The sequence below is a fragment of the Aeromonas sp. 2MA4 genome (assembly GCF_029237305.1).
GTDB classification, from domain to species: domain Bacteria; phylum Pseudomonadota; class Gammaproteobacteria; order Enterobacterales; family Aeromonadaceae; genus Aeromonas; species Aeromonas salmonicida.
In genome coordinates this window covers 347,787-373,621 of sequence record NZ_JAACFY010000001.1, presented here as the reverse complement: position 1 = coordinate 373,621, position 25,835 = coordinate 347,787, and the positions used below count along the sequence as shown (strand labels likewise).

The window sequence follows — 25,835 nt, the reverse complement described above, 5'->3', positions numbered from 1 at the left end:
CCGTTTTCTTTTTGAGCAAGACTGGAGGGACGCCATGTGACCGCTTTCGCCGAACCTGGCGATTTGTCGACTTGCGCCGGACGCCTGCATTTCCGAAAATAGGGCATCTTTATGGTGAAGGACACCTCCATGACATCTCCCCTGTTCAAGCTCGGCCTGGCGGCGCTCTGCTCTACCCTGCTGGCCAGCTGTGCCCAGTCTCCTACCGGTCGTAGCCAGATGCTGCTGTTTTCGCCCCAACAGATGAGCAAGCTGGGTGCCGACTCCTTCGAACAGATGAAAAAGCAGGAGAAGGTGAGCAAGGATGCCAAGCTCAATGCCTATGTCTCCTGTGTTGCCAAGGCGGTCACCGCCCAGGTGCCCGCCAGTTATGGCATCACCAGTTGGGAAGTGGTGGTGTTTGACTCCAAGCAGGTCAACGCCTTCGCCCTTCCCGGTGGCAAGATAGGGGTCTATAGCGGCCTGCTCAAGGTCGCCAAGAATCAGGATCAGCTCGCCACCGTCATCGGTCACGAGCTGACCCACGTGCTGGCCCAGCACTCCAACGAGCGACTCTCCCGCAGCCAGCTGACCGGTCTTGGTCTGGCGGCGGCGGATATCGCCATGGGCAGCAGCGAATATCGCGGTGCCACCATGACGGCGCTGGGGCTCGGGGTCGAGGTGGGCGTCATGCTGCCCTATGGCCGCGAGCAGGAGAGCGAAGCGGACAGGCTGGGTCTGGACTTGATGGCCCGTGCCGGTTTCAATCCTGCCGAAGCCGTTCCCCTGTGGCAGAACATGAGCGCCGCCGCCGGTGGCAAGGCGCCGCCGCAGCTGCTCTCCACCCACCCCAGCAACGAAAACCGGATTGCCGAGTTGCAGGCCCAGCAGGCCGAGGCCCGGCCACTCTATGAGCAGGCGCGCGCCTCCGGTCTGGTACCCCAATGCAAGGCATAAGCCTGCGCATGGCGCGGCTTGATGATGCTCCCGCCATGACGGTGATGCAGCGAGCCAGCTGGCTCGCTGCCTACGGTGAGGTGCTTGGCAACGACATGCTGGCCCAGCTGGCGGTGACCGAGCATCTGCAAATCTGGCGCAGTCGGCTCGCCGAGCCGGGCCCAAGACCCATGCTGCTCTGTCTGGATGAGGTGGTCATCGGCCTGCTCTACTGGCAGCTGGCGCAAGAGGGTGAATATCCCACCGCCTGGATCCGGGCGTTTTACCTCCACCCCGATCATTGGCGCCTGGGTTATGGCAAGCGGCTGTGGCAGGCGGTGGCCATGCAGATGCGGCGCGCCGGTTGTGAAGGTGTCAGATTGTGGCTGCTCGATGGCAATCGGGTTGGCGAGGGGTTTTACCTGCGTCGCGGTTTCGCCTTCGAGGGCCAGGAGCGCACCCTGATGAGCCTTGGCCAGGCTTGCCTGCAACGGCAAATGTTCCGTTTGCTTTGATCCGGCTCCCGTTTTTCGCCCTCGGTCACTTTATTTTTTTTGCGAATTAATACAATGTGCCCCTCTGGACAGGCTGAGGTGAGGCAACTCGCCGACAAGGGAGTGTGAGCATGTATTACGGCTTTGATATCGGTGGCACCAAGATAGCGTTCGCTGTGTATGACGGCGGCTTGAATCTCTGTCATGAGGAGCGCATGAGCACTCCCGGCAATGATTACGAGGGGCTGCAGCAGCTGATCTGCCAGCGGGTACTCGAGGCTGACGCCCGCTTCAGTGCAAGAGGCGCCGTGGGCATCGGCTTTCCCGGTATCCTCAATCGGCACGATCACAGCATAGTGGCGGCGAACCTGCCCTCCATCAATGGTCGCCATCTGGGCGCCGATCTGGCCGAGCGTTTGGGTCGTATGGTCAAGGTGGACAACGATGCCAACTGCTTTCTCTGGTCGGAGGTGCACCAGGGCGCGGCGGCAGGTGCCGAGAGTGCGCTGGGGGTCACCATAGGCACCGGCATAGGTGGTGCCGTCTACCTGGCCGGCAAACTCATCCAGGGCCGTAACTGGCTGGCGGGGGAGATAGGTCACTATCCCTTGCCTGCGACCATGCTGATGAAGTATCCCGACCTGCCTCGTCCCCGTTGCGGCTGTGGCCGCCTGGTCTGTTTTGAAACCTATGCGTCCGGCAGCGGGCTGGAGCGGCTCTACCACCATTTTCACGGTCAGCGTGCCAGCGGTCACCAGATAGTGGAACGCTTCGAGGCCCATGAGCCTGATGCGGTGGCCACGGTCGACTGCTGGCTCGAGATCATGGCTGCCGGACTCGCTACCGCCATCTCTGTGGTTGATCCCGAGGTGGTCGTGTTGGGGGGCGGCTTGAGCGGTCTGCCCGCCCTGTACCAACAGTTGCCGCTGCGTCTGCCCGGCCACCTGCTACCCGGTGTCGCTCTGCCCGAGATCCGCCAGGCCCGCTTCGGCGGTGCCGGTGGGGTGCGGGGTGCGGCCCTGCTCAATTTATGAGATCAGATGTGCTGTCTGATCTCTCCAATAAAGGAGTCATCATGACCCGTCTTGAAATTTGTATCGACAACCTGGAATCCCTGTTCACCGCCCAGCAAGCCGGCGCGGATCGCATCGAGCTTTGCTCTGCGCTGGGGCTGGGTGGTTTGACCCCCTCCTATGGTTTCATGCAGCTGGCCGCACGCCATGCCAGCGTCCCTGTCTATGCCATGATCCGCCCCCGTGCCGGTGATTTCTGCTTCAGCGAAGGGGAGTTCGAGATGATGCTGCAGGATATCGCCGCCGCCCGCGCCGCCGGGTTGCAAGGTGTGGTGGTGGGGCTGCTGGATGAAGAGGGGCGGGTGCCTGCTGCCCAGCTCAGGCAACTGGTCGCGGCAGCCGGTCCCCTTGGCGTCACCTTCCATCGCGCTATCGATCTCTGCTCCGACTGGCGTGCCGATCTGGAGGTCATCATAGCGGCCGGTTGTGAGCGGATTCTCACGTCAGGCCATGCACCGACCGCACTGGCGGGGCTCGAGACCTTGCAGGCCATGCAACAGGCACTGGCAGGCCGAGCCACCCTGATGCCAGGTGCCGGGATCAATGCCGACAACGTGCGCACCATCATCGAATTTACCGGGGTGAACGAGGTGCACATGTCCGGTATGGGCTGGCGCGGCGGCATGGTACCCCATGGCGTCAACATGGGCACCTCTGATGACGGCCGGGTCAATATCACCGACGGTGTCAAGGTGGCTGCTGTGCGGGCCCTGCTGGATCGCGCTGATGTCACAGCAAGTGAGGTTTGAGTCCAAAGGCTCACAGCGTCATTGTGCCTGACAGGATCGCCGCCGATGGGCGGCGATCCTGCTCTTCTTGTGTGAAGTTCCTCCCACGGGCGGGGAAATCAGGGCGACCGGCGGCAGCACCTGGCCAAAAAGTCTGATATCATCCCGCCTCTTTATTACTTGGATCTGGAGCAACATCTCAATGTCCCAATACGACTCTATCGAACAGAAGGCCAGCTATGGCATCGGCCGCAACATGGGCGAGCAACTGGCGCAGCAAGCCTTCGCCGGTCTGGATATCCCGGCCCTGCAACAAGGTCTGGCAGATGCCCTGAATGGTCTGGAGTTCGCGGTCAGCCGTGACGATATCAATGATGCCTTCCAGGTTATCACTGCACGCATGCAGGAAGAGCAGGAAGCCGTTGCCAAGGCGGCCGCCGCCGATGGCGAAGCCTTCCTGGCTGACAACGCCAAGCGTGCCGACGTCAAGGTGACCGACTCGGGTCTGCAATACGAAGTCATGGTAGAAGGCGATGGCGCCGTGCCGGTGGCCGGTCAGTCCGTGCGCGTGCACTACCACGGTACCTTCACCCACGGTGGTGTGTTTGACAGCTCGGTCGCCCGTGGCGAGCCGGCTGAATTCCCGGTCACCGGCGTCATCGCCGGTTGGGTTGAAGCCCTGCAACTGATGCCGGTTGGCTCCAAGTGGAAGCTCTATATTCCGCAGGATCTGGCCTATGGTGCTCGTGGTGCCGGTTCCATCCCGCCCTACTCTGCCCTGGTATTCGAAGTGGAGCTGCTGGACATTCTGTGATCCGGCTGGCTTGATGCAAACGGCGACTTACAAGTCGCCGTTTCTTTTTGATGCGCCTCTGCCTGGCGGGCCCTTGTCGATAGACAATGTGCCTTTGCAAAAGATTTGGATATAGTCAGGGCTTCTCCTGGGAGACAAGTCATGGCAGCCATCATCGAAGTCGTCGATCTCATCAAGCACTTTCCCGGCGTCAAGGCGGTGGACGGGCTCAGCTTTGCCATTCCAGCCGGTTGCTGTTTCGGTCTGCTCGGCCCGAACGGGGCAGGCAAGACCACCACCATAGAGTTGCTGGAGGGGGTCCTCACCCCGGATAGCGGCCAGATCCTGTTCCATGGCGCCCCCCGCGGCCCCGATTACCGCTCCCGCATCGGCATCCAGTTCCAGCACACGGCGCTGCAGGATTTTCTGACTGTGCGCGATACCCTGCGCCTGTTTGCCAGCCTCTACCCCCATCCTTTGCCCCAGGAGCGGCTCATCGAGCTGTGTGCCCTGGGCGAATTCATCGACCGTGACAGTCGCAAGCTCTCCGGCGGTCAGCGTCAGCGCCTGCTGCTGGCGCTCGCTCTGCTCGGTGACCCCGAGTTGCTGTTTCTGGATGAACCCACTACCGGGCTGGATCCCCAGGCCCGCCACCACTTCTGGCAGCGCATCGAAGCGATCAAGGCCCAGGGCAAGACGGTGGTGCTCACTACCCACTATATGGACGAGGCGCAGCAGTTGTGCGATCTCATCGCCATCGTCGATCACGGCCACTTGCTCAGCCTGGATACCCCCACGGCCTTGCTGGCCCAGCATTTTGACGGTGTGCTGGTGCGATTGCCGGATCACCCGGCCCTCGCCGGCCTGGGCTATCCGCTCTTGCCCCACGGCGATCAGGTTGAGCTGACCTGTCCCGACGTGGCACTCCTGCTGCCGCAGTTGCTCAGCCTTGGCGTCCCGCTGACCGGCATGCAGGTACGCTCTCCCAACCTGGAGGATCTCTTTTTGCACCTGACCGGCCATAGCCTGAGGAGTGGCGCATGAGCAGCATGACAAGATGCCGTGTTGGCACCCACCTCCATACGCGAGACTTGTTGTGGTCGCGCCGCTCGTCAGCTTGGTGCACAAGGAGCGGAGCATGAAAGGCGCCATAAAACGGATCGGTGCGCTTTTTTATGCCCGCAATCTGGAGTTTGTGCGGGACAGGGCGGCTCTGGTGTGGAATCTGGCCTTCCCGCTGTTGCTGGTGATAGGTTTCTCCCTCATCTTCTCCGGCCCGCCCAAGCCGCTGGTGCAGATGGGGGTAGTGGGGGACTTGCCTGCTGCCTATGCGCCTCTGAACGCCATTCCGCTGCTCAAACTCATTCCCTATGACGATGAGCAAAAGGGGCGACTCAAGGTACGCCACCATCAGCTGGATCTGCTGCTCTCGCCCGGTTCGGGTCGCTATTGGGTCAACCCGGATGCCGCCCAGGGGGCGCTGGCCGAATACCTGCTGCGCCAGGCGATTTTTCAGCCACTGGTGAAAGAGACTCTGAGCGGTCAGGCGATCCGTTATGGTGACTGGCTGTTGCCCGGGGTGATCGGCATGAACCTGATGTTTTCCGGCCTGTTCGGGGTCGGCTTTGTCATAGTCCGTTACCGCAAGAACGGTGTGCTCAAGCGATTGAGGGCAACGCCGCTCTCCGCCGCCGAGTTTCTCTGCGCCCAGTTGCTGTCGCGGATCCTGATTACCCTGGTGGTGAGCCTGCTGGTGTTTCTGGTGGCCTACGGCCTGCTTGGTGTGCCCCTGCTCGGCTCAGGCTGGTTGCTGCTTCTTATCGCCCTGGTGGGCGGGGCCGCCATGGCGTCACTGGGTCTGCTCATCGCCGCCCGCATTCAGAACGAAGAGCTGGCAAGCGGCCTGCTCAACGTCATCAGCATGCCCATGATGTTTCTCTCCGGGGTTTGGTTCTCGCTGGAAGGGGCGCCGGTCTGGCTGCAACAGCTGGCGGCCTGGCTACCGCTCAGCCAGATCATCACGGCGGCCCGAGCCGTCATGCTGGAAGGGGCAGGCTGGGCCGAGGTGGCCGCACCGCTGGGCTGGGTTGTACTGTTTACCCTCTCTTGTCTCACCCTGGGCAGTGCCCTGTTTAAATGGAATAGCCAATGAAACGACCTCTGGCTCTGGGAGCCGCCCTGGCCCTGCTGTTGCTGAGCATACCGGCCAGTGCCGATGCCATGCGTTGCAAGAACGCCCTCATCACAGAGGGAGACAGCACCGCCGAGATGCTGCTCAAGTGTGGCGAGCCCATGCTGCGTGAAACCTTGACCCGCAACGAGGTGAACCAGTTTGGCAATCTGGTGCAGGTCACATACGGCGAGCGCTGGACCTACAACTTTGGCAAGAATGCCTTCATGCGCTTCGTGACAGTGCGCAACGGTGTGGTCACCGACATAGAAAATGGCCCGCGCGGCGACTAGCCGGCGGGCAAAAACCAGTATGGAAGCAGACTACAAACAGAAAGGACTATGGAAGTTACCCCAACAGCAGGTTGGTGTGACGCAGGCCGCGAACCTCCAGATTGATCTGCCGGGCCAGACTCAGGGTCTGACGGCAGGTCAGGCTCTGCAGATTGATCTCTCCGCCGCTGAATTCGAATCGCCCCAGTGCCTCCACCATGAAGCTGCCGCGATGGAAGCTCTTGATGTAGCGGGCAATCTGGCGGGGAGACAAGTTCTTGAACACCTTCATCACAAAACACCTGTTGCTTGGACAGGGCACACTATGCCGTCCATGGGTGACACTAATGTGACATTTAATAAAGGTTTGTATGAATCCGTGTCACGGCGGGTATCCGGGGATCGTGTCTGTACCCATGAGGTGAAAAAGTGCTGCCCTGACCCCTCCTTGCCCCGATATACTGCGGGCAATTGAACGACATGAGCGAAAGGGCCTGCGCGTGGAATGGGTGGATGTGGTTGATGCGGATAATCGGGTGATCGGGGTGGCCGAACGGGCCAGGGTGCGGCGGGAGAACCTGTGCCATCGCGCCAGTTATATTCTGGTGCTCGACCAGACGGATCGGATCCTGGTGCAGCGGCGCACCCTCAGCAAGGATTTTTGCCCCGGCATGCTGGATGCCTGCGCCGGTGGTGTGGTGACCACGGGCGAACAGATGGAGCCCTCTGCCCGCCGCGAGCTGGCCGAAGAGCTGGGCATCGAAGATGTGCCCCTGCAGGGGTTTGGTACCTTCTATGCCGAGGGGGAGGGATACCGGGTCTGGGGCGGTCTCTTCAGTTGCCACTATCAGGGCCCGCTGCAGCTGCAGGCCGAGGAGGTGAGCGAGGTGCACTGGATGAGCCAGGCCGAGATCGCCGCCCGCGCCACCGAGTTTACCCCGGATTCCCTGCTTGCCATCGCCACCTGGCAGGCGAGGCGGTAAACCTCTTCTTCAGATATTCTCCTCGCCAAATACAAGACGGGCAGCCTGATGGCTGCCCGTTTGCATTTTTTGCATTGGTTACACCAGCCTGAGGCGCCGATTGGTGCGCCCGCACGGACTGGCCCCCGCCAGCCAGTGACCCTGCCATTCGGTGACCAGCCGCAACAGGGGATATTCCAGGTCGAGCCGGGTCACCACCAGCTGGCCGACCGCATCGCCGATGACTGGCTCCGAGGTGGCGAGATCGATGATCTCGACGATGCAGCTTTCGTTGACGATAAAGCCCTGACCGGGCTGACTCTCGTAGGCGAGCACTCCCAGATCCTGCAACACCAGGCAGTTGAGTGCACGGATACCGTGGACCGCCTGCAGTGGCGCCGTGTCGGGGTGGGAGGTTTCGCACAACAGGGCAGAGCGCAGGCTGTCGCTCGGGATCCCGGCCAGCTCCGCCGCTTCCAGCAGATCCAGCAGCACCGCCAGTGGCCCGACAAATCCTGTCGGCTCGTAGCGTCGCAGGGCCTCCAATTGACGGCGGGTATCGTGGGGACCACAAGGCACCACGGGGGCCCCCAACTGGCGAGCGCCATTGTCGAAAATGAAGGCGGTGGGGCTGATGTGGTAGTCGTGGCCGTTGAGCAGCACTTCCCCTGCCTTGAAACCGGCGGCAAACAGGGCCCGCGCCGCCCCCCACCAGTCCGCGCCCGCATATTCGGGAATGGCCAGCTGGCCCGGACAAGCGAAGACCCGCAGCGCCTGACTGGCCGGCCGACCCGTGAGGCCGGCGAAGGGCGGGTGGGCCTGCTGGGCGGCAAACAGGTCGGCGGCGTCAAGCAGGGGCAGTGTGGCCAGCTCGCCCAACGCCTGCAAACGGCGCTGGCGATAGGCGCTGGAGTAGCCGGCGCAATACTGGCCGACATGGGTGAGTAGCTGATTGAGCTGCTCCAGTTGTTGTTGCTCTCGCAAGGGGGAGGGGCGAATTTCCAGTCCGTCGTAATAGTGCTGCATGAGGCCTCCTTGGTCGGCTGATCCTGCTCAAGGTTAGTTCAAATGGCGATGCAGATGGGGGTGTGTTGCCGGCTCACTGGCTGGGGTAGACTGTGGTTCCTTATCTTCATCACGGACGAGATATCATGATTGCCATTGGCCAGACCCTGCCTGCGGGCGAATTTACCTTTATCACCGCCGAGGGCAAGCAGGTGCAGGATAGCCAGGCCCTGTTTGCCGGCAAGACGGTGGTACTGTTTGCAGTACCCGGCGCTTTTACCCCTACCTGTTCCAATGCCCACCTGCCCGGTTACGTGGTAGTGGCCGACCAGTTCAAGGCCAAAGGGGTGGATGCCATCTATTGCCTGTCGGTGAACGATGCCTTTGTGATGAAGGCGTGGCAGGTGGCCCAGAACGCCGACGCCATCACCATGCTGGCGGACGGAGACGGCAGCTGGACGCAAGCCTTGGGCCTTGCCAAGGACACTGGCGCCTTCGGTGGCTTGCGGGCCCAGCGCTTTGCCCTGATCGCCGTGAATGGTGTGGTCACCCGCCTGTTTGTTGAGGCGCCCGGCAAGTTCGAGGTCTCCGATGCCTCCAGTCTGCTGGCGGCACTTTGAAATCATCAATCGACGTTTGATTTCCCCTTGAAAAGGCAAGTCGGACCGTTACACTGTGCCCAACTTGGAAGGGAGTCAGGTTCAAAACCTGGCTCCTGTTTTTTCATCTGATGAGATAGAGAAATTATGACTCTGGCTGTTGTTGCCCTGATTGCCGGACTGGCGCTGCTGGTCTGGAGTGCAGACAAGTTTGTGGACGGCGCTGCCGCGACCGCCCGTTATGCCGGCATGCCGCCGTTGCTTATCGGTATGGTGATCATAGGCTTTGGTACTTCGGCCCCTGAAATGGTGGTCTCGGCCTTGGCCTCCATGCAGGGTAATCCGGGTCTGGCCCTGGGCAATGCCTATGGCTCCAACATCACCAATATCGCCTTGATCCTGGGGCTTACCGCCCTCATCAGCCCCATCGCCGTCTCTTCCCAGGTGGTGCGCAAGGAGATCCCGATCCTGCTCGGCATTACCCTGCTCTCCGGTGCCCTGCTGATTGACGGCCATCTGGGGCGCACCGATGCCTTGATCCTGGGGCTGGTGTTTGTGGTGCTGATGGGCTGGTCCATCTGGGCCGGGATCACCGGTAAAGGTGACGCCCTTGACGCCGAAGTCAATGAAGATATCGACAGTGAGGCTATGCCGCTGAAGAAAGCCATCTTCTGGCTCATTGTCGGACTGGTGCTGCTGGTAGGGGCTTCCCGTTTGCTGGTGTGGGGCGCCGTCACCATAGCCCAGGCTTTTGGCATCAGCGATCTGGTGATTGGTTTGACCATAGTCGCCATAGGTACCTCCTTGCCCGAGCTGGCCTCCTCCTTGATGGCCATCAAGAAGAAGGAGCACGACCTGGCCCTTGGCAACGTGCTCGGCTCCAACCTGTTCAATACCCTGGCGGTGGTGGGGATTGCGGCGGGCATCCACCCGCTCGACGTGGCGCCGGAAGTGCTCTCCCGCGACTGGAGCATCATGATGGGGCTGACCCTGCTGCTGCTGGTGATGTGCCTGGGTCGCAAGGGACAGGGGCGGATCAACCGGTTGGAAGGGGCCATACTGCTCGCCATCTTTGTGGCTTACACCGGCTGGTTGCTGACCAGCCAATTTATCTAGCCAGCCTGGATAAAGCGTAATGAGAGAGGGGGGAAGCATCGGCTTCCCCCCTCTTGTTTTTGGCAGGCGCAGGCTCAACAAGCGCCCGCTTCCGTTGTTTGCCTCTGGTGCAGGCTCAGGCAGCTGCCACCAGCTTCTGACCTTGCAGGGCGCTGTCCAGGATCAGGATGCTCGCCTTGGGGAAGAAGTTGAAGGTCGAGGCCGACGCCCAGGTGTAGGCACCCATGACCCGGCCCACCACCAGTTCGCCGATCGCCAGATCCGGCAGCATGATCCCCTCGCGGATCACGTCCACGCTGTCACAGGTCGGGCCGGAGAGCACAGAGTTGTGCTGCTCGCCACGGGCATAGGGGGTCGAGACCGGATAGGTGACGTGATCATAGAGCTGACCGTTGTAGCTGCCGTAGAGGCCGTCATCCAGGTAGTACCAGATCTTGTCGCCGCGGTGGGCCTTGCCCATCACGCTGGAGATTGAAGTCATGGCTGGCGCACTGATGAAGCGGCCCGGCTCGGCAATCTTCTGCACTGTGGCAGGGAGCTTGGCAAGCGCCTCGCGGATCGGGGCGCAGAAGCCGTCGATGTCGAACTCGCCGCCATCATAATCCACCGGGAAACCTCCGCCGATATCCAGCACCCAGGGTTTGAGCCCCAGATCCCAGGCCTGCTCCATGATCTCGCGACAGGCGTCGATGGCCTGTACGTGGCGACGGGCGTGGGGCACCTGGGAGCCAACGTGGAACGACAGCCCCATCACCTTGATCCCCTTGGCGTGGGCCAGTTGCAGCAGCGGCAGCGCCTGCTCCGGGGTGCAGCCGAACTTTTTGGAAAGGTCGACCTTGGTCTCGGGGTTCGGGAAGCTGACCCGCAGCAGCAGCTTTACTTCGTCCTTGTAGGGAATGAACTTCTCCAGCTCCAGCGGATTGTCATAGACAAACACTGTGCAGCCGTACTCCAGCGCATAGCGGATATCGCTGTCGCGCTTGATGGGGTGGGTATGAATACAGCGTCCCGGGCGAACCCCTTGGCTGCGCACCAGATCCACTTCGCCATTGGTGGCGAGATCGAAACAGGCCCCCTCTTCCTTCAATACAGAGACCACAGCCTCATGGGGCAGTGGCTTGAGTGCATAGTGCAATCGCACATCGGGCAGGGCGGCAACCAGGGCCCGATACTGTTTGCGAACGGCTTCCTTGTCGAGCAGCAGCAGGGGAGAGCCGAATTGTTCAACCAGTTGACGGTAATCTTGTGCGATCAGGGTCTCGTTCATTCTCTTTTGAAAGTCCTTAGGGGGCAGATTTGCCCTAGCCTTGGTTTGTTGAGACGGCAGCGGCCGGCTCAGGCGAGTGGTCCGGAGGGACCAACCAAACACTGTGCATAACTCCATCGCAAAGTGCTTAGTTATGCGCGGGATTATCGGCTTATTGCGTTTCTGTGCAAGCATTTTGATTGGATATGTCAGCAAGTTTTTCTGGTCGAGACGAAAGATCATCTTGATACGCGAGCCGGTCAATGATGTTGATCAGATTGATCCAGCATAGTGCGCGTTAAGCTATTGATAGTTAACGAACAAGTAACATTTATCCCGGAGATGGACTGAACGGAAAAAAAGCCGGGGCCAGGATGGCCGGGTGCGAGACAGCTCACATTTTTTGGATTAACATGCCCGCTTCCTAATCCAAACTAGTTCGGATGAAGGTAGCAGGAGAGCGATGGGGGACCATCCACCGAAGAAGTGAATCTTTCAGGTACCGGGCAACCGGTGTGGACTGCTACTGGACGATACTCTGGAGAGACCCGTTGAATCGGGCGCCGAAGGAGCAAGGCACCATGACTGCACGAAAGCGCAGGCTGGCGCCGGAAACTCTCAGGCAAAAGGACAGAGGGGATGGGATGGTTGTACCTGGGCTTGGCCCGCATCCGATCACCCTCTGGTGATCGCGACTATTTGGGAAGATCATCCTTCTCCTCCTTAATTTTTGTTTTTTAAGGAGGATGCATGTCATCAATTCAATCGGCGTTAACCGCCATCGATAGTTTTATCTGGGGTCCGCCCCTGCTGATCCTGCTGGTCGGGACCGGTGTCTATCTCACCCTGCGTCTGGGTCTGCTTCAGGTGGTGCGTTTGCCGCTCGCTTTGCGGCTGGTGTTTGGTCGCGATCAGGGTCAGGGCAAGCAGGGGGACGTCTCCAGCTTCGGCGCTCTCTGTACCGCACTCTCCGCCACCATTGGCACAGGCAACATAGTCGGCGTCGCTACCGCCATCAAACTGGGCGGCCCGGGGGCCCTGTTCTGGATGTGGATGGCGGCCCTGTTCGGCATGGCGACCAAGTACGCCGAGTGTCTGCTGGCAGTGAAATATCGCCAGCAGGATGCCAACGGCCAGATGGCGGGCGGCCCCATGTACTACCTGGAAAAGGGGCTCGGCTCCAAACTCCTCGCCAAGCTGTTTGCCCTGTTCGGCATTGGCGTTGCCTTCTTCGGCATCGGTACCTTCCCCCAGGTCAACGCCATCTCAGACGCCATGAGTCTCTCCTTCTCGGTGCCCCGTGAAGCGACCGCCGTTGTGCTGACCCTGACAGTGGCGCTGGTGACACTGGGAGGGATCAAGTCCATCTCCAGCGTGTCGAGCAAGGTGGTACCCTTCATGGCGATCTTTTACATCGTTGCCTGCCTTGGTGTGTTGGTGAACAACGCCGGGGCCTTGCCCGAGGCGATTGGTCTGGTGATAAGCAGCGCCTTTACCGGCCATGCGGCCACCGGCGGCTTCGTCGGCGCCAGCATCATGCTGGCGATCCAGTCCGGTGTGGCGCGGGGGGTCTTCTCCAATGAATCAGGCCTGGGCTCGGCCCCCATAGCGGCGGCGGCGGCCAAGACCAACTCCTGCGTGGAGCAGGGGCTGGTCTCCATGACGGGGACTTTCATCGACACCATCATCATCTGCACCATGACAGGTCTGACCCTGGTAGTGACAGGTGTGTGGGGCGGCGACTTGAGCGGCGCCGCCATGACCAGTGCCGCCTTTGCGCAAGGATTGGATGCCCATATCGGCCAGTATCTGGTGAGCATTGGCCTGCTGTTCTTCGCCTTTACCACCATCCTCGGCTGGAATTACTACGGCGAGCGCTGCACCGAGTATCTGTTCGGGGTCAAGGCGATCAAGCCCTATCGCCTCATCTATCTGGTGCTGGTGGCGAGCGGCGCCTTCCTCCATCTGGACATGATTTGGCTGTTGGCCGACATCGTCAACGGCCTGATGGCGGTGCCCAACCTCATCGGCCTCATCGGCCTGCGCCACGTGGTGATCGCCGAAACCCGCGCCTACTTTGGCCGCGACAGCGATACGGAGTCCGAGCCCGAGCCGCAGACGGCCTGACTTTCTGTGGGGCACAATGGCTTGATCGCCGAGTCCCGTGTCCATTGCTTCAGCCGGGACCAGGACAACGAAGCCGAACCAGCGCCGCAGATGGCCTGATTTCTTCTGTACCGAAAAAGCCAAAGCCACGACCCAGGTCGTGGCTTTGTTTTTGGTGCCCTAGTCGTTCTCAGCCTTGGTGAGTGAGATGTTTATTGCTTGGTCAGCAGGGTCTCCAGCCGTCCTCGCACCTTCTCCACCAACGCCTCATCGCTCCCCTGCCATGCAATGCAGCGGGCCAGGGTCGTCGAAGTGCCGGCCATAAAACGCAGCTCCCCGCCCGCGAGCTCATAGAAACGACTCGCCATCCGGGTGCCCTCATCCACATCTCCTGCCACCAGCAGCATGGCCTGTGCCAGCACGGCGCCGCCGTGATCCTGACCCGGAGCCAGCCAGCGCTGGGCTGTGCCGGTTATCTTGCGACCCCCGATCACCAGATTGTACTGGCCATCGCAAAAGGAACCGGGCACAAAGTCGTAGCCGCCACTCAGGCCATGGTCGGCCAGCAGGGTCAGCAGGGGGGCGCCCAGCAGCCGGTAGTAGTGGCCAAGATCCGTGGTGGTGCGGGGCAGCAGCAGTGACAGGTTGAGGATGCCTGCGCCGTGGGGCACGGCGGTGCCACCGCTGTCGCGCACATGGACTGGCCAGCCTTCGCGGGCGAGCTGTTCGCAGGCGGCCTGATAGCGGGGGAGTCGCGTGTCCTTGCGGGTGACTATCAGGCATTGGGGGGCCTGCCAGAGGTGAGCTCGGGCTTGGCCGTCACGGGCACAGTCGCGCAGCCAGCGTTGCTCTTGCGCCAGTATCAGGTCGGGAGTGTGGGCATCAGCTTGAGGAGGGAGCAGGGCATAGGGCATGACGGCATCCTTGGAAAAAGGCTGCCCAGCACACTACCTGCGGCAAGCGGCAAGGTAAAGCCCCGCAGTGCGGGGCCTGGATCATCTACCTGGGTCAGGCAATGTGCAGCGTTATCAGCGAAAGGCCACTCATGGGTGAGCCATGCCGCGTTTGGGTAGCAGCAGGTTCATGATGATGGCGGTGAGGCCACCGGTGGCGACGCCATAGGAGAGCACGCTTTTGGCCAGCTCAGGCAGATGTTGCAGCACTTCAGGCACCTGAGCCACACCCAGTCCCATGGCCAGCGACACCGCCAGTATCATGAGGGCGCGCCTGTCCAGCTCCTCACGGGAGATGATGCGCACCCCGGCGGCGGCTATGGTGCCGAACATGACGATGGTGGCACCGCCCAGCACGGGTTCCGGGATCTGCTGCACCAGACTGGCGACAGCCGGGAACAGGCCGAGCAGGGCCAGCATGGCGGCGATGAAGAGGCCGACATGGCGACTGGCCACCCCGGTCAGCTGGATGACGCCGTTGTTCTGGCTGAAGGTAGACATGGGAAAGGTAGCAAACAGGGCAGCCAGCATGGAGTTGCAGCCATCGGCCAGTACCCCGCCCTTGATACGTTCCAGATAGACAGGGCCACTGACAGGCTCACCCGAAATGTCCGAGGTGGCCGTCATATCGCCGATGGCTTCAAGCGCCGTTACCACGAAGATGATGGCCAGCGGCACAAACAGTTGCCAGTCAAAGCCGAGGCCGTAGTGCAGGGGGATGGGCACCATCACCAGGGGACCGTCGAAGGTGGGGGCCGTGACCTTGCCCAGCATCAGTGCTGCCGCATAGCCCACCAGCATGGCGATCATGATGGCGGAGAGGCGCAGCCAGGGGTTGCGGCTGCGCTGCAGCAGCACGATAAGACCCAGCACCAGCAGGGAGAGGAAGAGGTTGCTGTGGCTGGCGAAGCTGCCGTCAGAGAGGGCGGCATAACCGCCTCCCATGCTGATGAGCCCCACCTTGATCAGGGTCAGACCGATCAGCAGCACCACTATGCCGGTCACCAGCGGGGTGATCACCCGCTTGACCAGATGGAGGAAGCGGCTCATCACCACCATGGTGAGGGCGGCCACCAGCATGGTGCCAAACAGGGTACCCAGCAGATCCTCGGTGGGCATGGCTGCCTGTTTGAGGGCGAGGCCACTGGCGATGATGGGGCCGAGGAAGTTGAAGCTGGTGCCCTGTACCGAGAGCAGGCCGGAACCGATGGGGCCGAAGCGGCGGGTCTGGATGAAGGAGGCGATGCCGGACATGACCAGCGACATGGAAACGATATAACGGGTGTCGGCGGCAGGGAGGCCGAGGGCATTGGCGATGATGAGGGGCGGGGTAATGATGGCGACAAACATGGCGAGCATATGCTGCAGGGCGGCGAACAGGGTCTGGGGCAGGGGCGGGACATCGTCTATGCCGTAGACCAGTTCGCTATGGGCACGTCTGGGGGGATGGGCCTCTTGGGTTGCGCGCGCGGCGGCAGCCTGTTCCATAAATACCTCGAATGTGTGGGGGGAGGGGGGAGAAAATTGGGCGCTATTTTAGTGATTGAAATCAGACTGACCAGCGCTAATTCGGGCTGAAACCGGTTTATTTTTCCATGGGTTGAAACGTTTGCGCATGGCGTTTATGATCCGCCGGTTTGTGTGACGGTGCTCGCCCTGAAATGGCGTCTGTTACATAGGATTTTGTACTTTCACGGCGTAGAATGAGCCCTCTCTCGTGACTTGGAGGCTCTGGATGCTGAAGCTGTCGGAGTTCTGGAGTGCCCGTGCCCACTCCGAAGATTTTACCCTGACCCGCATGGGTTTTATGACGGTGCGTCTGCGTCTGCTCACTTGTTTACTGATGGTGGGGCTGCCCGCCTGGGCATTGGTGGACTGGTTGACCCTGCCTGCCGCCCAGTTTGATGCGCTCCTTCAGGCCCGGATTTTCTGCCTGCTGGCCCTCTCTCCGCTCATTCCTTTCTCCTATCTCATCCATTTCCAGCGCGAGCGCATGAAGTGGGCGCTGGGCTATCTGATGACGGTGATGCTGCTGTTTGCCCTTATCTGCCTGCACAGCTTTGGCGCGGATCAGGAGCTGCAAGCGGGCTACATGGCCTTTCCCTATCTGCTCATCAGCCTGTTTGCCATCTTCCCCATTCCGCTCTCCCTCAGTTTGCAGCTGACAGGGGGCATTATGGTGACCACGCTGGTGGGGAACTGGCTGCTGGTGGGGCAGCCGCTGTGGAGCATGCAGACCCTCAATCAGGTCTGGTTGCTGGGGTTGTTTGCCATGACCAGCGCCTGGGTGCAGTGTGGTCAGCTCAACATGCTGCTGCAGCTCTACCGGGAGTCCACCACGGACGAACTGACCGGCATGATGAACCGCCGCCTGCTGATGAAGCAGCTCGACCAAGCCAGGGTGACCATGGATCACAAGCACTCCCCCTTCGCCGTCATGCTGCTGGATCTGGACAGGTTCAAGCGCATCAATGACACCTTTGGTCATCTGGCGGGGGATGCGGTGCTGAAAGAGGTTGCGGCGACCCTGGCAGAACAGCTGGAGCCCGGCATGGTGCTGGGCCGCTATGGTGGCGAGGAGTTTGCCATCCTGTTGCCCCGTTGCGGCGAGCTGGCCCAGGCGAAGCGGGTGGCGGAGCGGCTGCGGGTGGCAGTAGAGGCGCGACTGGTGAAGAGCCCCACCTCGGATGAGCTGCTGGAGGTAACGGTGAGTATCGGTCTGACCCTGGCCCAGCGCGGCGAGAGCGTTGAAGATCTGCTCAATCGGGCTGACGAATGCCTCTACATGGCCAAGATGGCGGGGCGCAACTGCGTGGTCGGGGAGCTGGCGGGTGAGCCTGGTCTGAACCCGCCCGCAAAGACAGATGCCGCCTGAGGGCGGCATCTTGCTGGCAGCCTGGTTATCTCAGCTCAGCTGATATTTGCCAGAGAGCTGCTGGGCAAGCAGCTTGAACATGTTGAACACCGCCATTGTCTTGCCGGTTGGAGTGCCATCTTCGGCCAGGAAAAATTCCCCCTTGAACACCAGAATATCCCCTTTCTGTTCCACCGAATCGGCGCGCATGCCGTGGATGAAGTCTTCGTGGCTCTTGATGATGCCGTTGGCCATCTCCAGCAGGGCAGTCTCGGTGATCAGCTCTTTTTGTGGTTGCATGCTCGTCTCCTTAAACGACTACTGGACAGGGCATTGCACCACTTCACACAGTGGCGCCCTGTCTCTGATTGAAGAGGTGGAAAGCATACTGCAAACAGGGTTTTTCTGTCATTGATATGACCCCGTGTTTTGCCCCTTCCCGCTTTACCCCAGCACCAGATTTCTGAGCCAGTGACGCTGGCGGATCCTGCGCAGTACCAGCAACACCTTGCACAGCTCCTCCAGCAGCACCACGGCCACCACCCAGGAGAGGGGCCAGCCGAGCAGGCTGACAGCCACCCAGGCCAGCGGCAGGCCGATGCACCACATGGCGATGATGTCGATGAAGATGCTGTAGTTCACATCGCCGCCTGAGCGCAGCACGCCTATGATGCCCACCATGTTGAACACCTTGAGTAGCATGCCCAGACACATGACGGCGAGCACCTGACTCGCTTCTCCCATCAGGGTGCCAGGCAGGTTGCCGACCCATTGCAGCAGATTGGTTTGCAGCAGCCAGACAGCTATCCCCACCAACAGAGCACCTATGGGGGCCAGCAGCAGGAACAGCTGGGAGTGCTGCCAGGCGGCTTCGTACTCTTCCGCCCCGAGCCGGTGGCCGAGCAGGGTGGAGCAGGCCACCGCCAGCCCGAAGAAGAGGGAGATGAGGATGCTCTCCAGCGTCCCCAGCGTGGTCATGATGGCGAGCGAATCCGTGCCAAGATGAGCATAGAGAAAGCCGTAGATCAGCATGCCGAAGGCCCAGAGCCCGTCGTGAAACAGCAGTGGCAGGGCGATCAGGGTGAAACGCACCACCTCCTTGCGCCGAAAGGCGGCCCGCCAGTCGATTTTACGCGGGATCAGGCGGGGCTCCTGGCGCACCAGATAGAAGAGCAGCAGTGCTGTCTGCAGCAGGCGGGAAATCGTGGTGCCCCAGGCAGAGCCTGCCACGCCCATGGCCTCGAAGCCAAAATGGCCGAAGATGAGGGCATAGTTGAGGATGACGTTGGCAATGATGGCGATGATGCCGATACGGGTCGGCGCCGCCGCGTTGCCCACGGATCGCAGGGCCGCCTCTAGCGGCACTACGATGGCGGTGCAGAGTATGGTGGCGCCAGTGATCATCAGGAACTCATCGGCCAGCAGGCGCAGCTCGGTGTCCTGGCTGGCAAAGCCCAGTACGCTGCCCGGCGCGAGTACATAGATGAGCGCGAACGGCAGGCTCACCAGCAGGGCACCGACCAGCGCCAGCGCCAGGGAGCGGCGCACCCCGGCCAGCTCGCCGCGACCGTAATATTGGGCTGCCAATACAGAGACTCCCCCCGAGAGCCCCGCTATCACCAGCAGATTGAAGAAGAAGACCCGGTTACCCAAGCCGACCGCCGCCACTGCCGTGGTGCCAAGCTGGCTCACCATCATGATGTCGATGAGACCCAGCAGGGAGAACATCATGGACTGCAGTGACACTGGCAGGGCCAGTCGCCACAGTCGGGCCATGAAGTCGCGATCGGTGGTTTGTTTTAAAATCGCTTGCCAATAATTCATTTATGTTAACCGGGTATGTGAAAAGCAAGGTTTGTCATAGGTATGATAGAGGCTGGTGAGAGAGGGTTCACTGTGAGCATCTCTCGGCTTTCTTGTGCAAAACTATCTTGTTGAGGCGTTATGGCATTTGTCAGCGAGTGTCTGGAAATTGCCCCCGGTTGCGAGGAGTGGATGCTGGGGCGCGAAGGGCTGCCCCTGCTCGGTGAGGCGGGGATCTTCCTCAGCGGTCTCTCCCGGCTCAGGGATCACTACCTCATTCGCCGCAACCGGCCCGAGTTCCATATCCTGATGGTGAGCCACGACGAGGGAGGCGCCCTGCTCACCGACGCGGGGGAGCAAGCCATTCCGGCCGGGTCGCTGATTTTCCTGCCCGCCGCCGTGCCCGGTGGCCTCAAGCTGATTGGGGAGCGCTGGCAGATCAGCTGGATTTTGCTCGATGACGTGCCGCGCTGGCAGCACCTGCACCGGCTTGGTCACCGTATCTGGCAAGGGGATGAGGGGGAGCAGCTCTACCATCTGCTCAGTCTGATGCAGGGGGAGGGAGTCCGTTCACCCCTGCAACCCCAGTTGCTCAGCCTGTTGTTGGCGCTGTTGGAACGGACTCTGCAAGGGGAGGTGCGCGGCACCCCAGAGCTGAGGTTGCAGGCGCTGTTTCGCCGGGTGGAGGCGCGCCTTGACGAGCCCTGGAGCGTGGCCTTGCTCGCTGGCCAGATGGCCTGCTCTGTGCCCCATCTACATCGCCTCTGCCAGCAGGTGTTCGGCATGGGGCCCATGGCCTGGCTTACCCGACTGCGAATGAACAAGGCGCGCCAGTTGCTGCTCTACACCAACTGGCCCCTTGCCGAGCTGGCCAGTCGGGTCGGTTACAGCGATGGCGCCAACTTTGCGAACCGCTTTCGCCAGTTGACTGGTCAGACCCCTGGTGCCTTTCGTCGCCTGGGTCGCAAACCTTTTGCAACGAATGTGCAAACTCTTTGAAATTCGTGGCGCAAGCTCATAGGATCGGCAGGTTCCTTCGTCCAGGCCATCGTTTAGGTACCAGAAACATGTTTGAAGATAATAATCAGAAACGTCCCCTCTACATCCCCTATGCCGGTCCCGCCCTGCTGGAGACACCGCTGCTCAACAAGGGCAGCGCCTTCACCAGCGAGGAGCGCAGCAGCTTCAATCTGGAAGGGCTGCTGCCCCAGAATATCGAGACCATCGAAGAGCAGGCCGAGCGTGCCTACCGCCAGTTCATGGCGTTTGGCAACGATCTGGACAAGCACATCTATCTGCGCAATATCCAGGACACCAACGAGACGCTCTTTTACCGTCTGTTGCACAACCACCTGACCGAGATGCTGCCCGTCATCTACACCCCGACCGTGGGCAAGGCGTGCGAGGAGTTCTCCAACATCTATCGCCGCGCCCGCGGTCTCTTCATCTCCTATCCGGACAAGGACAGGATCGATGACATGCTGCAAAACGCCACCAAGCAGAACGTCAAGGTGATAGTGGTCACCGACGGCGAGCGGATCCTGGGTCTGGGGGATCAGGGGATCGGCGGCATGGGCATTCCCATCGGCAAGCTGTCGCTCTACACCGCCTGTGGCGGCATCTCGCCTGCTTACTGCCTGCCTGTGGTGCTGGACGTGGGTACCAACAACCAGCAACTGCTCAGCGACCCCTTCTACATGGGCTGGCGCAATCCGCGCATCTCGGGGGAAGAGTATGCCGAGTTCGTCGATGCCTTCATCCAGGCGGTCAAGCGTCGCTGGCCCGATATCCTGCTGCAGTTCGAGGACTTCGCCCAGAACAACGCCATGCCGCTGCTCAACCGTTACAAGAACGAGCTCTGCTGCTTCAACGACGATATTCAGGGCACGGCCGCGGTGACGCTCGGCAGCCTGATCGCCGCCTGCAAGGCCTCCGGCGCCAAGCTCTCCGAGAAGCGGGTCGCCTTCCTCGGTGCGGGCAGTGCAGGTTGCGGCATCGCCGAGCAGATAGTGGCGCAGATGAAGGCCGAAGGGCTGACCGACGCCCAGGCCCGTGGCCGGGTCTTCATGGTGGATCGTTTTGGTCTCATTACCGACAAGATCCCCAACCAGCTCGATTTCCAGCGTCGCCTCTCCCAGCCGGTGGATCGCATCGCTGACTGGCCGGTGGGGGACAACATCTCCCTGCTGGAGGTGATGGAGCATGGTCGCCCGGATATCCTGATCGGGGTTTCCGGCCAGCCTGGTCTGTTCACCGAAGAGGTGGTCAAGACGATGCACAAGCACTGCACCCGTCCCATCATATTCCCGCTCTCCAACCCCACCTCACGGGTGGAAGCGACACCGGCGGATCTCATTCGCTGGACCGACGGTCAGGCGCTGGTCGCCACCGGCAGCCCGTTCGCCCCCGTGGAGTACAAGGGCAAGCGTTACGTCATCGCCCAGTGCAACAACTCCTTCATCTTCCCGGGGATAGGCCTTGGCGTCATCGCCTCCGGTGCCACCCGCGTGACCGATGCCATGCTGATGTCGGCCAGCCGCGCCCTGGCGGAGTGCTCGCCGCTGGTGAAGGGGGCTGAAGGTTCCTTGCTGCCGGATCTGGCAGACATCCATCAGGTCTCCCGCTACATCGCCAAGATGGTGGCCAAAACCGCCATGCTGCAGGGCAAGGCGGTACAGACCCCGGACGAGGTGATCGATCAGGCCATCGAAGCGAACTTCTGGCGACCCGAGTACCGGCGCTATCGCCGTACCTCCTTCTGACCCTCTCGCTGCGTGCAACAAGCGAAAATGCAAAAGGGATGCTTCGGCATCCCTTTTTTGTGCACGGCTGACGAGTCTGGCCTGTTACATCTCGGCTTCTGCCACCGGTGCTTCGGGAGTGCCTTGCACCCCTGTCACCCTGACTTCGACCCGGCGATCCGGCCCCAGGCAATCGATGAGGGCTGCTCTGGCCTTGATGGCATCACACTGGCTGCCGGTGACCGGATTGCTCTCGCCATTGCCCTGGATGCTCACCTTGTCGGCGGGCAAACCTTTGCCGATCAGGAAGTTGGCCACAGTGCTTGCTCGGGCTTCTGACAGCGCCAGATTGTTGATATCCGAGCCGATGCGATCCGTGTAACCCATCACAAGGGCACTGCCATCCTTGGGCTGAACATCCACTATCTGCTGGTAGAGTGCATCCAGTGCCTGCATCCCTTCCGGTTTCAACTCTGCCTTGCCGAACGCGAACAGTACATCCGAGCTCAGGTTGAAGGTCTGATCCACAGGTTCCGGGGCGGGGGGAGGCGGTGGTGGAACCAGGACGGGGGCGGGAGCTGGTGCGACCGTCTTGCTGCGGTTGGGATGGATCACCAGCTCCAGTGTGGCGGTACTGATGTTGCTCACCCAGCGCTGGGTGCCGCTGCCTACCTTGTCGTTGTCCGAGTCATCACCGACCCGGACCAGATAGCGGTAGCGCGCCTGGATATCGACCCAGTCGTGCAGTTTGGCCGTCAGCCCAAGGCCCGCCAGCGGAGCCAGGTTGTCATCACCACCGTTGATGGATTTGACGTGGTAAAGGTAACCGCCGCCCTCGGCAAACACTGAGAAGACGTCACCCAGTGGCAGCCTGCCTATCACTGACAGGGTGGCCCCCTGGCTGCTGAAGTCGGTGCCTTGCACATCCCAGTCACCGGTCGACAGATAGCCGAGCTCTGCCCCCAGATTTTCGGTGAAGTTGTAGCCGCCAAACAAGGTGAGCGCTGTGGCGTCCTTGCTCGCATCCTTGCCAAAATCACCCAGATCGTGGGCGATGGCCCAGCCTCCACCAGCCCCGACGTACCAGTCATTGACCGGTGCCGCCAGCGCCCCCGTGCTCGCCAGTGCCAAAGCAATCCAAACAGGTTTCAGTTTTATGTTCATCGCGTATCCTCGTCGATGCGTGGTGTCGTAGGGCTCCTGCCCTGTTATGTACAACCACCACTATTTATAGGCGATAAAGGGTGTTTGACCATGTTGGGCGGCAAGGATGGGGAGAGGATCACGAAATGGCGCCGGGATGGGACTGAATGCAGTAAAAAAACAATAAAAAAGGAGGCCGGACGGCCTCCTTCATATGCCTTGAGGGCTTGTTACTGAGTCACTTCCTGAATGCCGGTGACGCGCACTTCGACACGACGATCCGGGGCCAGGCAGGCGATCAGCTGAGCCTTGGCCTTGATGCCGTCACATTGGGTGCCGGTGACGGGCTCGGCCTTGCCACGACCATCGATGGATACCTTGCCAGCTGGCAGACCCTTGCCGACCAGGAAGTCCGCCACAGTACGGGCACGAGCTTCTGACAGCTTCAGGTTGTAACCATCAGAACCGATGCGGTCGGTGTAACCGACGACAACGGCGCTGCCATCTTTGGGCTGCACGTCGACGATTTGCTGATACAGGGTGTTCAGCGATGCAACCCCTTCCGGCTTCAGAGTGGATTTGCCAAAGGCAAACAGCACGTCCGAGCTCAGGGAGAAGCTCTTGTCGACCACGACAGGCTCAGGTACCGGCTCGGGCGCTGGCGCAGCGACAGGGGCCACATAGGAGGTGCGATTCGGGTGCATCACCAGTTCCAGGGTGGCCACACTCATGTCGGTTTCCCAGGTCTTCTGCTCATCACCCAGGTTCCACATGTAGCGGTAGCGGGCTTGTACGTCGATGAGGTCGGAAAGCTTGGCAGTCAGACCAACACCCGCCAGCGGCGCTGTGCCGTTGTCGCTGTTACCGTTGCCGTTGACGTGGTTGAAGTAGGCACCGCCTTCAGCAAACACGGAGAAGATGTCGCCGAGGGGCAGACGGGCAAGGCCGGACAGGGTGGCACCCTGGGTCTTGAAGTCGACACCGTCGACACCCGCTTTACCGGTATAGAGATAACCCAGCTCGGCAGCGTAGTAATCATTGAAGTTGTAGCCACCAAACAGGGAGAGCGCAGTGGCGTCCTTGTCGGCGTCTTTGCCAAAGTCGTTCAGGTCGTGGCCATAAGCCCAACCCGCACCGATACCTGTGTACCAATCGTCGGCTGCCTGAGCGGTAGAAGTTCCCATGGCCGCGATGGCCAGAGCAATCAGGGCGGGTGCCATTTTCATTTTCATCGTTTTATCCTCGTTGAGTTTGCCGTGCTAGGGCGTACTGCGCACTCTTCAGTTATACCGGTCGCAAGTGACATTTCAGCGGCGACCTCCGTGGCTGACCACGGGTGGTACGAAGTAAAAAATGGATGGTTCCTGGATACTCATGAAGCCTTGGCTTCATGGACAACTAACCGGGCAAGAAGCACTTTTAATAGTTCATCCAATGCCTTACAAGCGGGGTTACTGTATTCCTTTGACTCGGGTTGATCAAGTTTCTGTACAGATATCCAGCGCTGGTGCGGGCTTGCACGAACAGGCGGGCAATGTGATGGGGGAAACGGTTTGACAGAAGGTGACGCGAATTGCTGCGTTCTTAATCAGGCTGCGGAAAGTGGATAGACAAAGGGGATGCCGTGGCATCCCCTTTTCGCATTATCTGAACGGTGTCAGATTATTGCTGAACTACTTGTACACCGGATACGCGGATTTCAACGCGACGGTCCGGGGCCAGGCAGGAGATCAGCTGAGCTTTGGCTTTCACGCCATCACACTTGTTGCCGGTGACCGGGTTGGCTTCGCCACGACCTTCAACAGCAACTTTGCTGGCAGCCATACCCTTGCTGACCAGGAAGTTGGCAACGGTACGGGCACGGGCTTCAGACAGCTTCTGGTTGTAAGCGTCGGAACCGATGCGGTCGGTGTAACCAACAACAACGGCGCTGCCGTCTTTCGGCTGGAAGTCAACGATCTGCTGGTACAGGGAGTTGAGTGCTTCGATGCCTTCGGCCTTCAGGCTGTCTTTGCCAAAGGCAAACAGCACGTCGGAGTTCAGGGCAAAGTTCTTCTCAACAATCGGAGCCGGAGCCGGCGCTTCTTCAACAACAACCGGGGCCGGGGCCGGGGCTACGTAGGAAGAGCGGAACGGGTGGTATACGGCTTCCAGGGTCGCAACGCTCTGGTTGGACTTGTAGCGTACATTGTCGGCGTGCAGATCAGCCACGTCCCACATGTAGCGGTAGCGAGCTTGCAGATCCAGCGCGTCGTTTACCTGGTAGGTCACGCCCAGGCCGGCCAGCGGGGATACTTTGGTATCGCTGGTGCCCATGCCGTCGGTGTGAGCCCAGTAGGCGCCGCCTTCAGCGAAGGCAGAGAAGTCGCCGCCCAGCGGCAGACGAGCGATACCGGACAAGGTAGCGCCCTGGTTCTCGTAACGGTTGCCATCGGTGTTACCACGGCCAGCGTACTGGTAGCCCAGCTCGGAACCGAAGTACTCGTTGAAGTTGTAACCTACGAAGGCGTTGGCCGCCGCAGCGTTTTCTTCACCATTTTTCACGCCTTCGATCTTGTTCAGACCGTTGAAGTGAGCAGCACCGGCACCGGCACCGAAGTAGATATCATCAGCGGCGTGAGCTGCAGTTGCACCCATGGCAGCCATGGCGATGGCGATCAGGGAAGGAGCCATTTTCATCATAAAAAAATCCTCGTTGAGATGGCACGTTGGTTACGTGCTTCGCACTTTTTAATTTATGTAAGCTGCAGGCTCTGCCGAACAACAGTGTTGAAGCGGGCAGGGATCCCGGTTCCATCCGAGAGGCACTCATTCCTGGTGCACAAGCGAGCGGTTGGCATCACATGGGATGCAATCAACCCT

At 60.7% G+C, this 25,835-nt stretch carries 25 protein-coding genes and 1 riboswitch; of the genes, 15 read left to right on the top strand and 10 right to left on the bottom strand.

Annotation, left to right across the window (positions count from 1 at the left end):
- The first annotated feature begins 129 nt into the window (after positions 1-129).
- The 8 genes from GWQ31_RS01720 (at position 130) to GWQ31_RS01685 (ending at position 6,466) form a co-directional block, all read left to right on the top strand.
- On the top strand, positions 130-936 hold the full coding sequence (locus GWQ31_RS01720; protein WP_011898477.1) for a M48 family metallopeptidase: 807 nt from the start codon (positions 130-132) through the stop codon (positions 934-936).
- Positions 924-1,430: a GNAT family N-acetyltransferase gene (locus tag GWQ31_RS01715; protein WP_275908492.1), complete on the top strand. Its 507-nt coding sequence runs from the start codon at positions 924-926 to the stop codon at positions 1,428-1,430. Before GWQ31_RS01720 ends, GWQ31_RS01715 begins: the two co-directional genes overlap by 13 nt.
- A gap of 110 nt (positions 1,431-1,540) precedes the next feature.
- Positions 1,541-2,443: an ROK family protein gene (locus GWQ31_RS01710; protein ID WP_021138788.1), complete on the top strand. Its 903-nt coding sequence runs from the start codon at positions 1,541-1,543 to the stop codon at positions 2,441-2,443.
- A gap of 41 nt (positions 2,444-2,484) precedes the next feature.
- Entirely contained in the window at positions 2,485-3,231 is a 747-nt protein-coding gene (locus tag GWQ31_RS01705) for a copper homeostasis protein CutC (RefSeq protein ID WP_275908491.1), read from the top strand.
- Between the two features lie 181 nt (positions 3,232-3,412).
- Entirely contained in the window at positions 3,413-4,024 is a 612-nt protein-coding gene (locus GWQ31_RS01700) for an FKBP-type peptidyl-prolyl cis-trans isomerase (protein WP_021138790.1), read from the top strand.
- 141 nt (positions 4,025-4,165) lie between these two features.
- Positions 4,166-5,047 (top strand): ABC transporter ATP-binding protein, encoded by an 882-nt coding sequence (locus GWQ31_RS01695; protein ID WP_096118102.1) that lies wholly within the window; start codon positions 4,166-4,168, stop codon positions 5,045-5,047.
- Positions 5,048-5,141: 94 nt separating this feature from the next.
- Complete coding sequence (locus GWQ31_RS01690) at positions 5,142-6,155, top strand: ABC transporter permease (RefSeq protein ID WP_005316842.1); 1,014 nt, start codon at positions 5,142-5,144, stop codon at positions 6,153-6,155.
- Positions 6,152-6,466, top strand: coding sequence for a DUF2845 domain-containing protein (locus GWQ31_RS01685; RefSeq protein WP_219590307.1), 315 nt, complete (start codon positions 6,152-6,154; stop codon positions 6,464-6,466). Before GWQ31_RS01690 ends, GWQ31_RS01685 begins: the two co-directional genes overlap by 4 nt.
- 55 nt (positions 6,467-6,521) lie before the next feature.
- Here the strand turns inward: GWQ31_RS01685 and GWQ31_RS01680 are convergent, their stop codons facing one another.
- Positions 6,522-6,737, bottom strand: coding sequence for a DUF1107 domain-containing protein (locus GWQ31_RS01680; protein ID WP_219597597.1), 216 nt, complete (start codon positions 6,735-6,737; stop codon positions 6,522-6,524).
- Positions 6,738-6,945: 208 nt separating this feature from the next.
- Here GWQ31_RS01680 and yfcD point away from each other — a divergent pair, with 208 nt between their 5' ends.
- On the top strand, positions 6,946-7,428 hold the full coding sequence (gene yfcD, locus GWQ31_RS01675) for an NUDIX hydrolase YfcD (RefSeq protein ID WP_059111555.1): 483 nt from the start codon (positions 6,946-6,948) through the stop codon (positions 7,426-7,428).
- Positions 7,429-7,506: 78 nt separating this feature from the next.
- Here the strand turns inward: yfcD and GWQ31_RS01670 are convergent, their stop codons facing one another.
- A complete protein-coding gene (locus tag GWQ31_RS01670) occupies positions 7,507-8,433 on the bottom strand; it encodes a phenylacetate--CoA ligase (RefSeq protein WP_234579075.1) in 927 nt (308 codons plus the stop codon).
- Positions 8,434-8,558: 125 nt separating this feature from the next.
- Between GWQ31_RS01670 and GWQ31_RS01665 the strand changes: the two genes are divergently transcribed.
- Positions 8,559-9,032 carry a redoxin family protein gene (locus GWQ31_RS01665; RefSeq protein WP_059111557.1) on the top strand — a complete coding sequence of 158 codons (474 nt, stop codon included), beginning with the start codon at positions 8,559-8,561 and terminating at the stop codon, positions 9,030-9,032.
- Positions 9,033-9,158: 126 nt separating this feature from the next.
- Positions 9,159-10,127, top strand: coding sequence for a calcium/sodium antiporter (locus tag GWQ31_RS01660; protein ID WP_275908490.1), 969 nt, complete (start codon positions 9,159-9,161; stop codon positions 10,125-10,127).
- Positions 10,128-10,242: 115 nt separating this feature from the next.
- Here the strand turns inward: GWQ31_RS01660 and GWQ31_RS01655 are convergent, their stop codons facing one another.
- Positions 10,243-11,394, bottom strand: a complete 1,152-nt coding sequence (locus GWQ31_RS01655; RefSeq protein WP_021138798.1) for a type III PLP-dependent enzyme — start codon at positions 11,392-11,394, stop codon at positions 10,243-10,245.
- A gap of 507 nt (positions 11,395-11,901) precedes the next feature.
- Positions 11,902-12,017, top strand: a riboswitch (glycine riboswitch).
- A 106-nt stretch (positions 12,018-12,123) separates the two neighbouring features.
- On the opposite strand from GWQ31_RS01655, the gene GWQ31_RS01650 reads away from it, so the two are divergent.
- On the top strand, positions 12,124-13,500 hold the full coding sequence (locus tag GWQ31_RS01650; RefSeq protein ID WP_099994005.1) for a sodium:alanine symporter family protein: 1,377 nt from the start codon (positions 12,124-12,126) through the stop codon (positions 13,498-13,500).
- Positions 13,501-13,691: 191 nt separating this feature from the next.
- On the opposite strand, the gene GWQ31_RS01645 is transcribed toward GWQ31_RS01650, so the two are convergent.
- Positions 13,692-14,393, bottom strand: a complete 702-nt coding sequence (locus tag GWQ31_RS01645; RefSeq protein WP_265422649.1) for a protein ligase — start codon at positions 14,391-14,393, stop codon at positions 13,692-13,694.
- 129 nt (positions 14,394-14,522) lie between these two features.
- A complete protein-coding gene (locus GWQ31_RS01640; protein WP_275908489.1) occupies positions 14,523-15,920 on the bottom strand; it encodes a nucleobase:cation symporter-2 family protein in 1,398 nt (465 codons plus the stop codon).
- Positions 15,921-16,167: 247 nt separating this feature from the next.
- On the opposite strand from GWQ31_RS01640, the gene GWQ31_RS01635 reads away from it, so the two are divergent.
- Positions 16,168-17,307 (top strand): GGDEF domain-containing protein, encoded by a 1,140-nt coding sequence (locus tag GWQ31_RS01635; protein ID WP_275908488.1) that lies wholly within the window; start codon positions 16,168-16,170, stop codon positions 17,305-17,307.
- A 30-nt stretch (positions 17,308-17,337) separates the two neighbouring features.
- On the opposite strand, the gene GWQ31_RS01630 is transcribed toward GWQ31_RS01635, so the two are convergent.
- Positions 17,338-17,586, bottom strand: coding sequence for a YciN family protein (locus GWQ31_RS01630; RefSeq protein WP_005316818.1), 249 nt, complete (start codon positions 17,584-17,586; stop codon positions 17,338-17,340).
- A gap of 144 nt (positions 17,587-17,730) precedes the next feature.
- Positions 17,731-19,110 carry an MATE family efflux transporter gene (locus GWQ31_RS01625; protein ID WP_265452924.1) on the bottom strand — a complete coding sequence of 460 codons (1,380 nt, stop codon included), beginning with the start codon at positions 19,108-19,110 and terminating at the stop codon, positions 17,731-17,733.
- 120 nt (positions 19,111-19,230) lie between these two features.
- On the opposite strand from GWQ31_RS01625, the gene GWQ31_RS01620 reads away from it, so the two are divergent.
- Both GWQ31_RS01620 and GWQ31_RS01615 read left to right on the top strand, forming a co-directional pair.
- A complete protein-coding gene (locus GWQ31_RS01620; protein WP_265452925.1) occupies positions 19,231-20,088 on the top strand; it encodes an AraC family transcriptional regulator in 858 nt (285 codons plus the stop codon).
- Positions 20,089-20,156: 68 nt separating this feature from the next.
- Positions 20,157-21,851 carry an NAD-dependent malic enzyme gene (locus GWQ31_RS01615; RefSeq protein WP_058393415.1) on the top strand — a complete coding sequence of 565 codons (1,695 nt, stop codon included), beginning with the start codon at positions 20,157-20,159 and terminating at the stop codon, positions 21,849-21,851.
- Between the two features lie 84 nt (positions 21,852-21,935).
- On the opposite strand, the gene GWQ31_RS01610 is transcribed toward GWQ31_RS01615, so the two are convergent.
- The 3 genes from GWQ31_RS01610 to ompAI form a co-directional block, all read right to left on the bottom strand.
- On the bottom strand, positions 21,936-22,994 hold the full coding sequence (locus GWQ31_RS01610; protein ID WP_111587441.1) for an OmpA family protein: 1,059 nt from the start codon (positions 22,992-22,994) through the stop codon (positions 21,936-21,938).
- A 209-nt stretch (positions 22,995-23,203) separates the two neighbouring features.
- Positions 23,204-24,205 (bottom strand): porin OmpAII, encoded by a 1,002-nt coding sequence (gene ompAII, locus GWQ31_RS01605; protein ID WP_021138807.1) that lies wholly within the window; start codon positions 24,203-24,205, stop codon positions 23,204-23,206.
- 430 nt (positions 24,206-24,635) lie between these two features.
- Positions 24,636-25,655, bottom strand: a complete 1,020-nt coding sequence (gene ompAI / locus GWQ31_RS01600) for a porin OmpAI (RefSeq protein ID WP_059111567.1) — start codon at positions 25,653-25,655, stop codon at positions 24,636-24,638.
- Positions 25,656-25,835 lie beyond the last annotated feature (180 nt).

Excerpts from the sequence above, each read along its gene's own strand:
- GWQ31_RS01720 (WP_011898477.1), top strand. The coding sequence starts at position 130 with ATGACATCTCCCCTGTTCAAGCTCGGCCTGGCGGCGCTCTGCTCTACC.
- GWQ31_RS01715 (WP_275908492.1), top strand. The coding sequence starts at position 924 with ATGCAAGGCATAAGCCTGCGCATGGCGCGGCTTGATGATGCTCCCGCC.
- GWQ31_RS01710 (WP_021138788.1), top strand. The coding sequence starts at position 1,541 with ATGTATTACGGCTTTGATATCGGTGGCACCAAGATAGCGTTCGCTGTG.
- GWQ31_RS01705 (WP_275908491.1), top strand. The coding sequence starts at position 2,485 with ATGACCCGTCTTGAAATTTGTATCGACAACCTGGAATCCCTGTTCACC.
- GWQ31_RS01700 (WP_021138790.1), top strand. The coding sequence starts at position 3,413 with ATGTCCCAATACGACTCTATCGAACAGAAGGCCAGCTATGGCATCGGC.
- GWQ31_RS01695 (WP_096118102.1), top strand. The coding sequence starts at position 4,166 with ATGGCAGCCATCATCGAAGTCGTCGATCTCATCAAGCACTTTCCCGGC.
- GWQ31_RS01690 (WP_005316842.1), top strand. The coding sequence starts at position 5,142 with ATGAAAGGCGCCATAAAACGGATCGGTGCGCTTTTTTATGCCCGCAAT.
- GWQ31_RS01685 (WP_219590307.1), top strand. The coding sequence starts at position 6,152 with ATGAAACGACCTCTGGCTCTGGGAGCCGCCCTGGCCCTGCTGTTGCTG.
- GWQ31_RS01680 (WP_219597597.1), bottom strand. The coding sequence starts at position 6,737 with ATGAAGGTGTTCAAGAACTTGTCTCCCCGCCAGATTGCCCGCTACATC.
- GWQ31_RS01670 (WP_234579075.1), bottom strand. The coding sequence starts at position 8,433 with ATGCAGCACTATTACGACGGACTGGAAATTCGCCCCTCCCCCTTGCGA.
- GWQ31_RS01665 (WP_059111557.1), top strand. The coding sequence starts at position 8,559 with ATGATTGCCATTGGCCAGACCCTGCCTGCGGGCGAATTTACCTTTATC.
- GWQ31_RS01660 (WP_275908490.1), top strand. The coding sequence starts at position 9,159 with ATGACTCTGGCTGTTGTTGCCCTGATTGCCGGACTGGCGCTGCTGGTC.
- GWQ31_RS01655 (WP_021138798.1), bottom strand. The coding sequence starts at position 11,394 with ATGAACGAGACCCTGATCGCACAAGATTACCGTCAACTGGTTGAACAA.
- GWQ31_RS01650 (WP_099994005.1), top strand. The coding sequence starts at position 12,124 with ATGTCATCAATTCAATCGGCGTTAACCGCCATCGATAGTTTTATCTGG.
- GWQ31_RS01645 (WP_265422649.1), bottom strand. The coding sequence starts at position 14,393 with ATGCCCTATGCCCTGCTCCCTCCTCAAGCTGATGCCCACACTCCCGAC.
- GWQ31_RS01640 (WP_275908489.1), bottom strand. The coding sequence starts at position 15,920 with ATGGAACAGGCTGCCGCCGCGCGCGCAACCCAAGAGGCCCATCCCCCC.
- GWQ31_RS01635 (WP_275908488.1), top strand. The coding sequence starts at position 16,168 with ATGCTGAAGCTGTCGGAGTTCTGGAGTGCCCGTGCCCACTCCGAAGAT.
- GWQ31_RS01630 (WP_005316818.1), bottom strand. The coding sequence starts at position 17,586 with ATGCAACCACAAAAAGAGCTGATCACCGAGACTGCCCTGCTGGAGATG.
- GWQ31_RS01625 (WP_265452924.1), bottom strand. The coding sequence starts at position 19,110 with ATGAATTATTGGCAAGCGATTTTAAAACAAACCACCGATCGCGACTTC.
- GWQ31_RS01620 (WP_265452925.1), top strand. The coding sequence starts at position 19,231 with ATGGCATTTGTCAGCGAGTGTCTGGAAATTGCCCCCGGTTGCGAGGAG.
- GWQ31_RS01615 (WP_058393415.1), top strand. The coding sequence starts at position 20,157 with ATGTTTGAAGATAATAATCAGAAACGTCCCCTCTACATCCCCTATGCC.
- GWQ31_RS01610 (WP_111587441.1), bottom strand. The coding sequence starts at position 22,994 with ATGAACATAAAACTGAAACCTGTTTGGATTGCTTTGGCACTGGCGAGC.
- ompAII (WP_021138807.1), bottom strand. The coding sequence starts at position 24,205 with ATGAAAATGAAAATGGCACCCGCCCTGATTGCTCTGGCCATCGCGGCC.
- ompAI (WP_059111567.1), bottom strand. The coding sequence starts at position 25,655 with ATGATGAAAATGGCTCCTTCCCTGATCGCCATCGCCATGGCTGCCATG.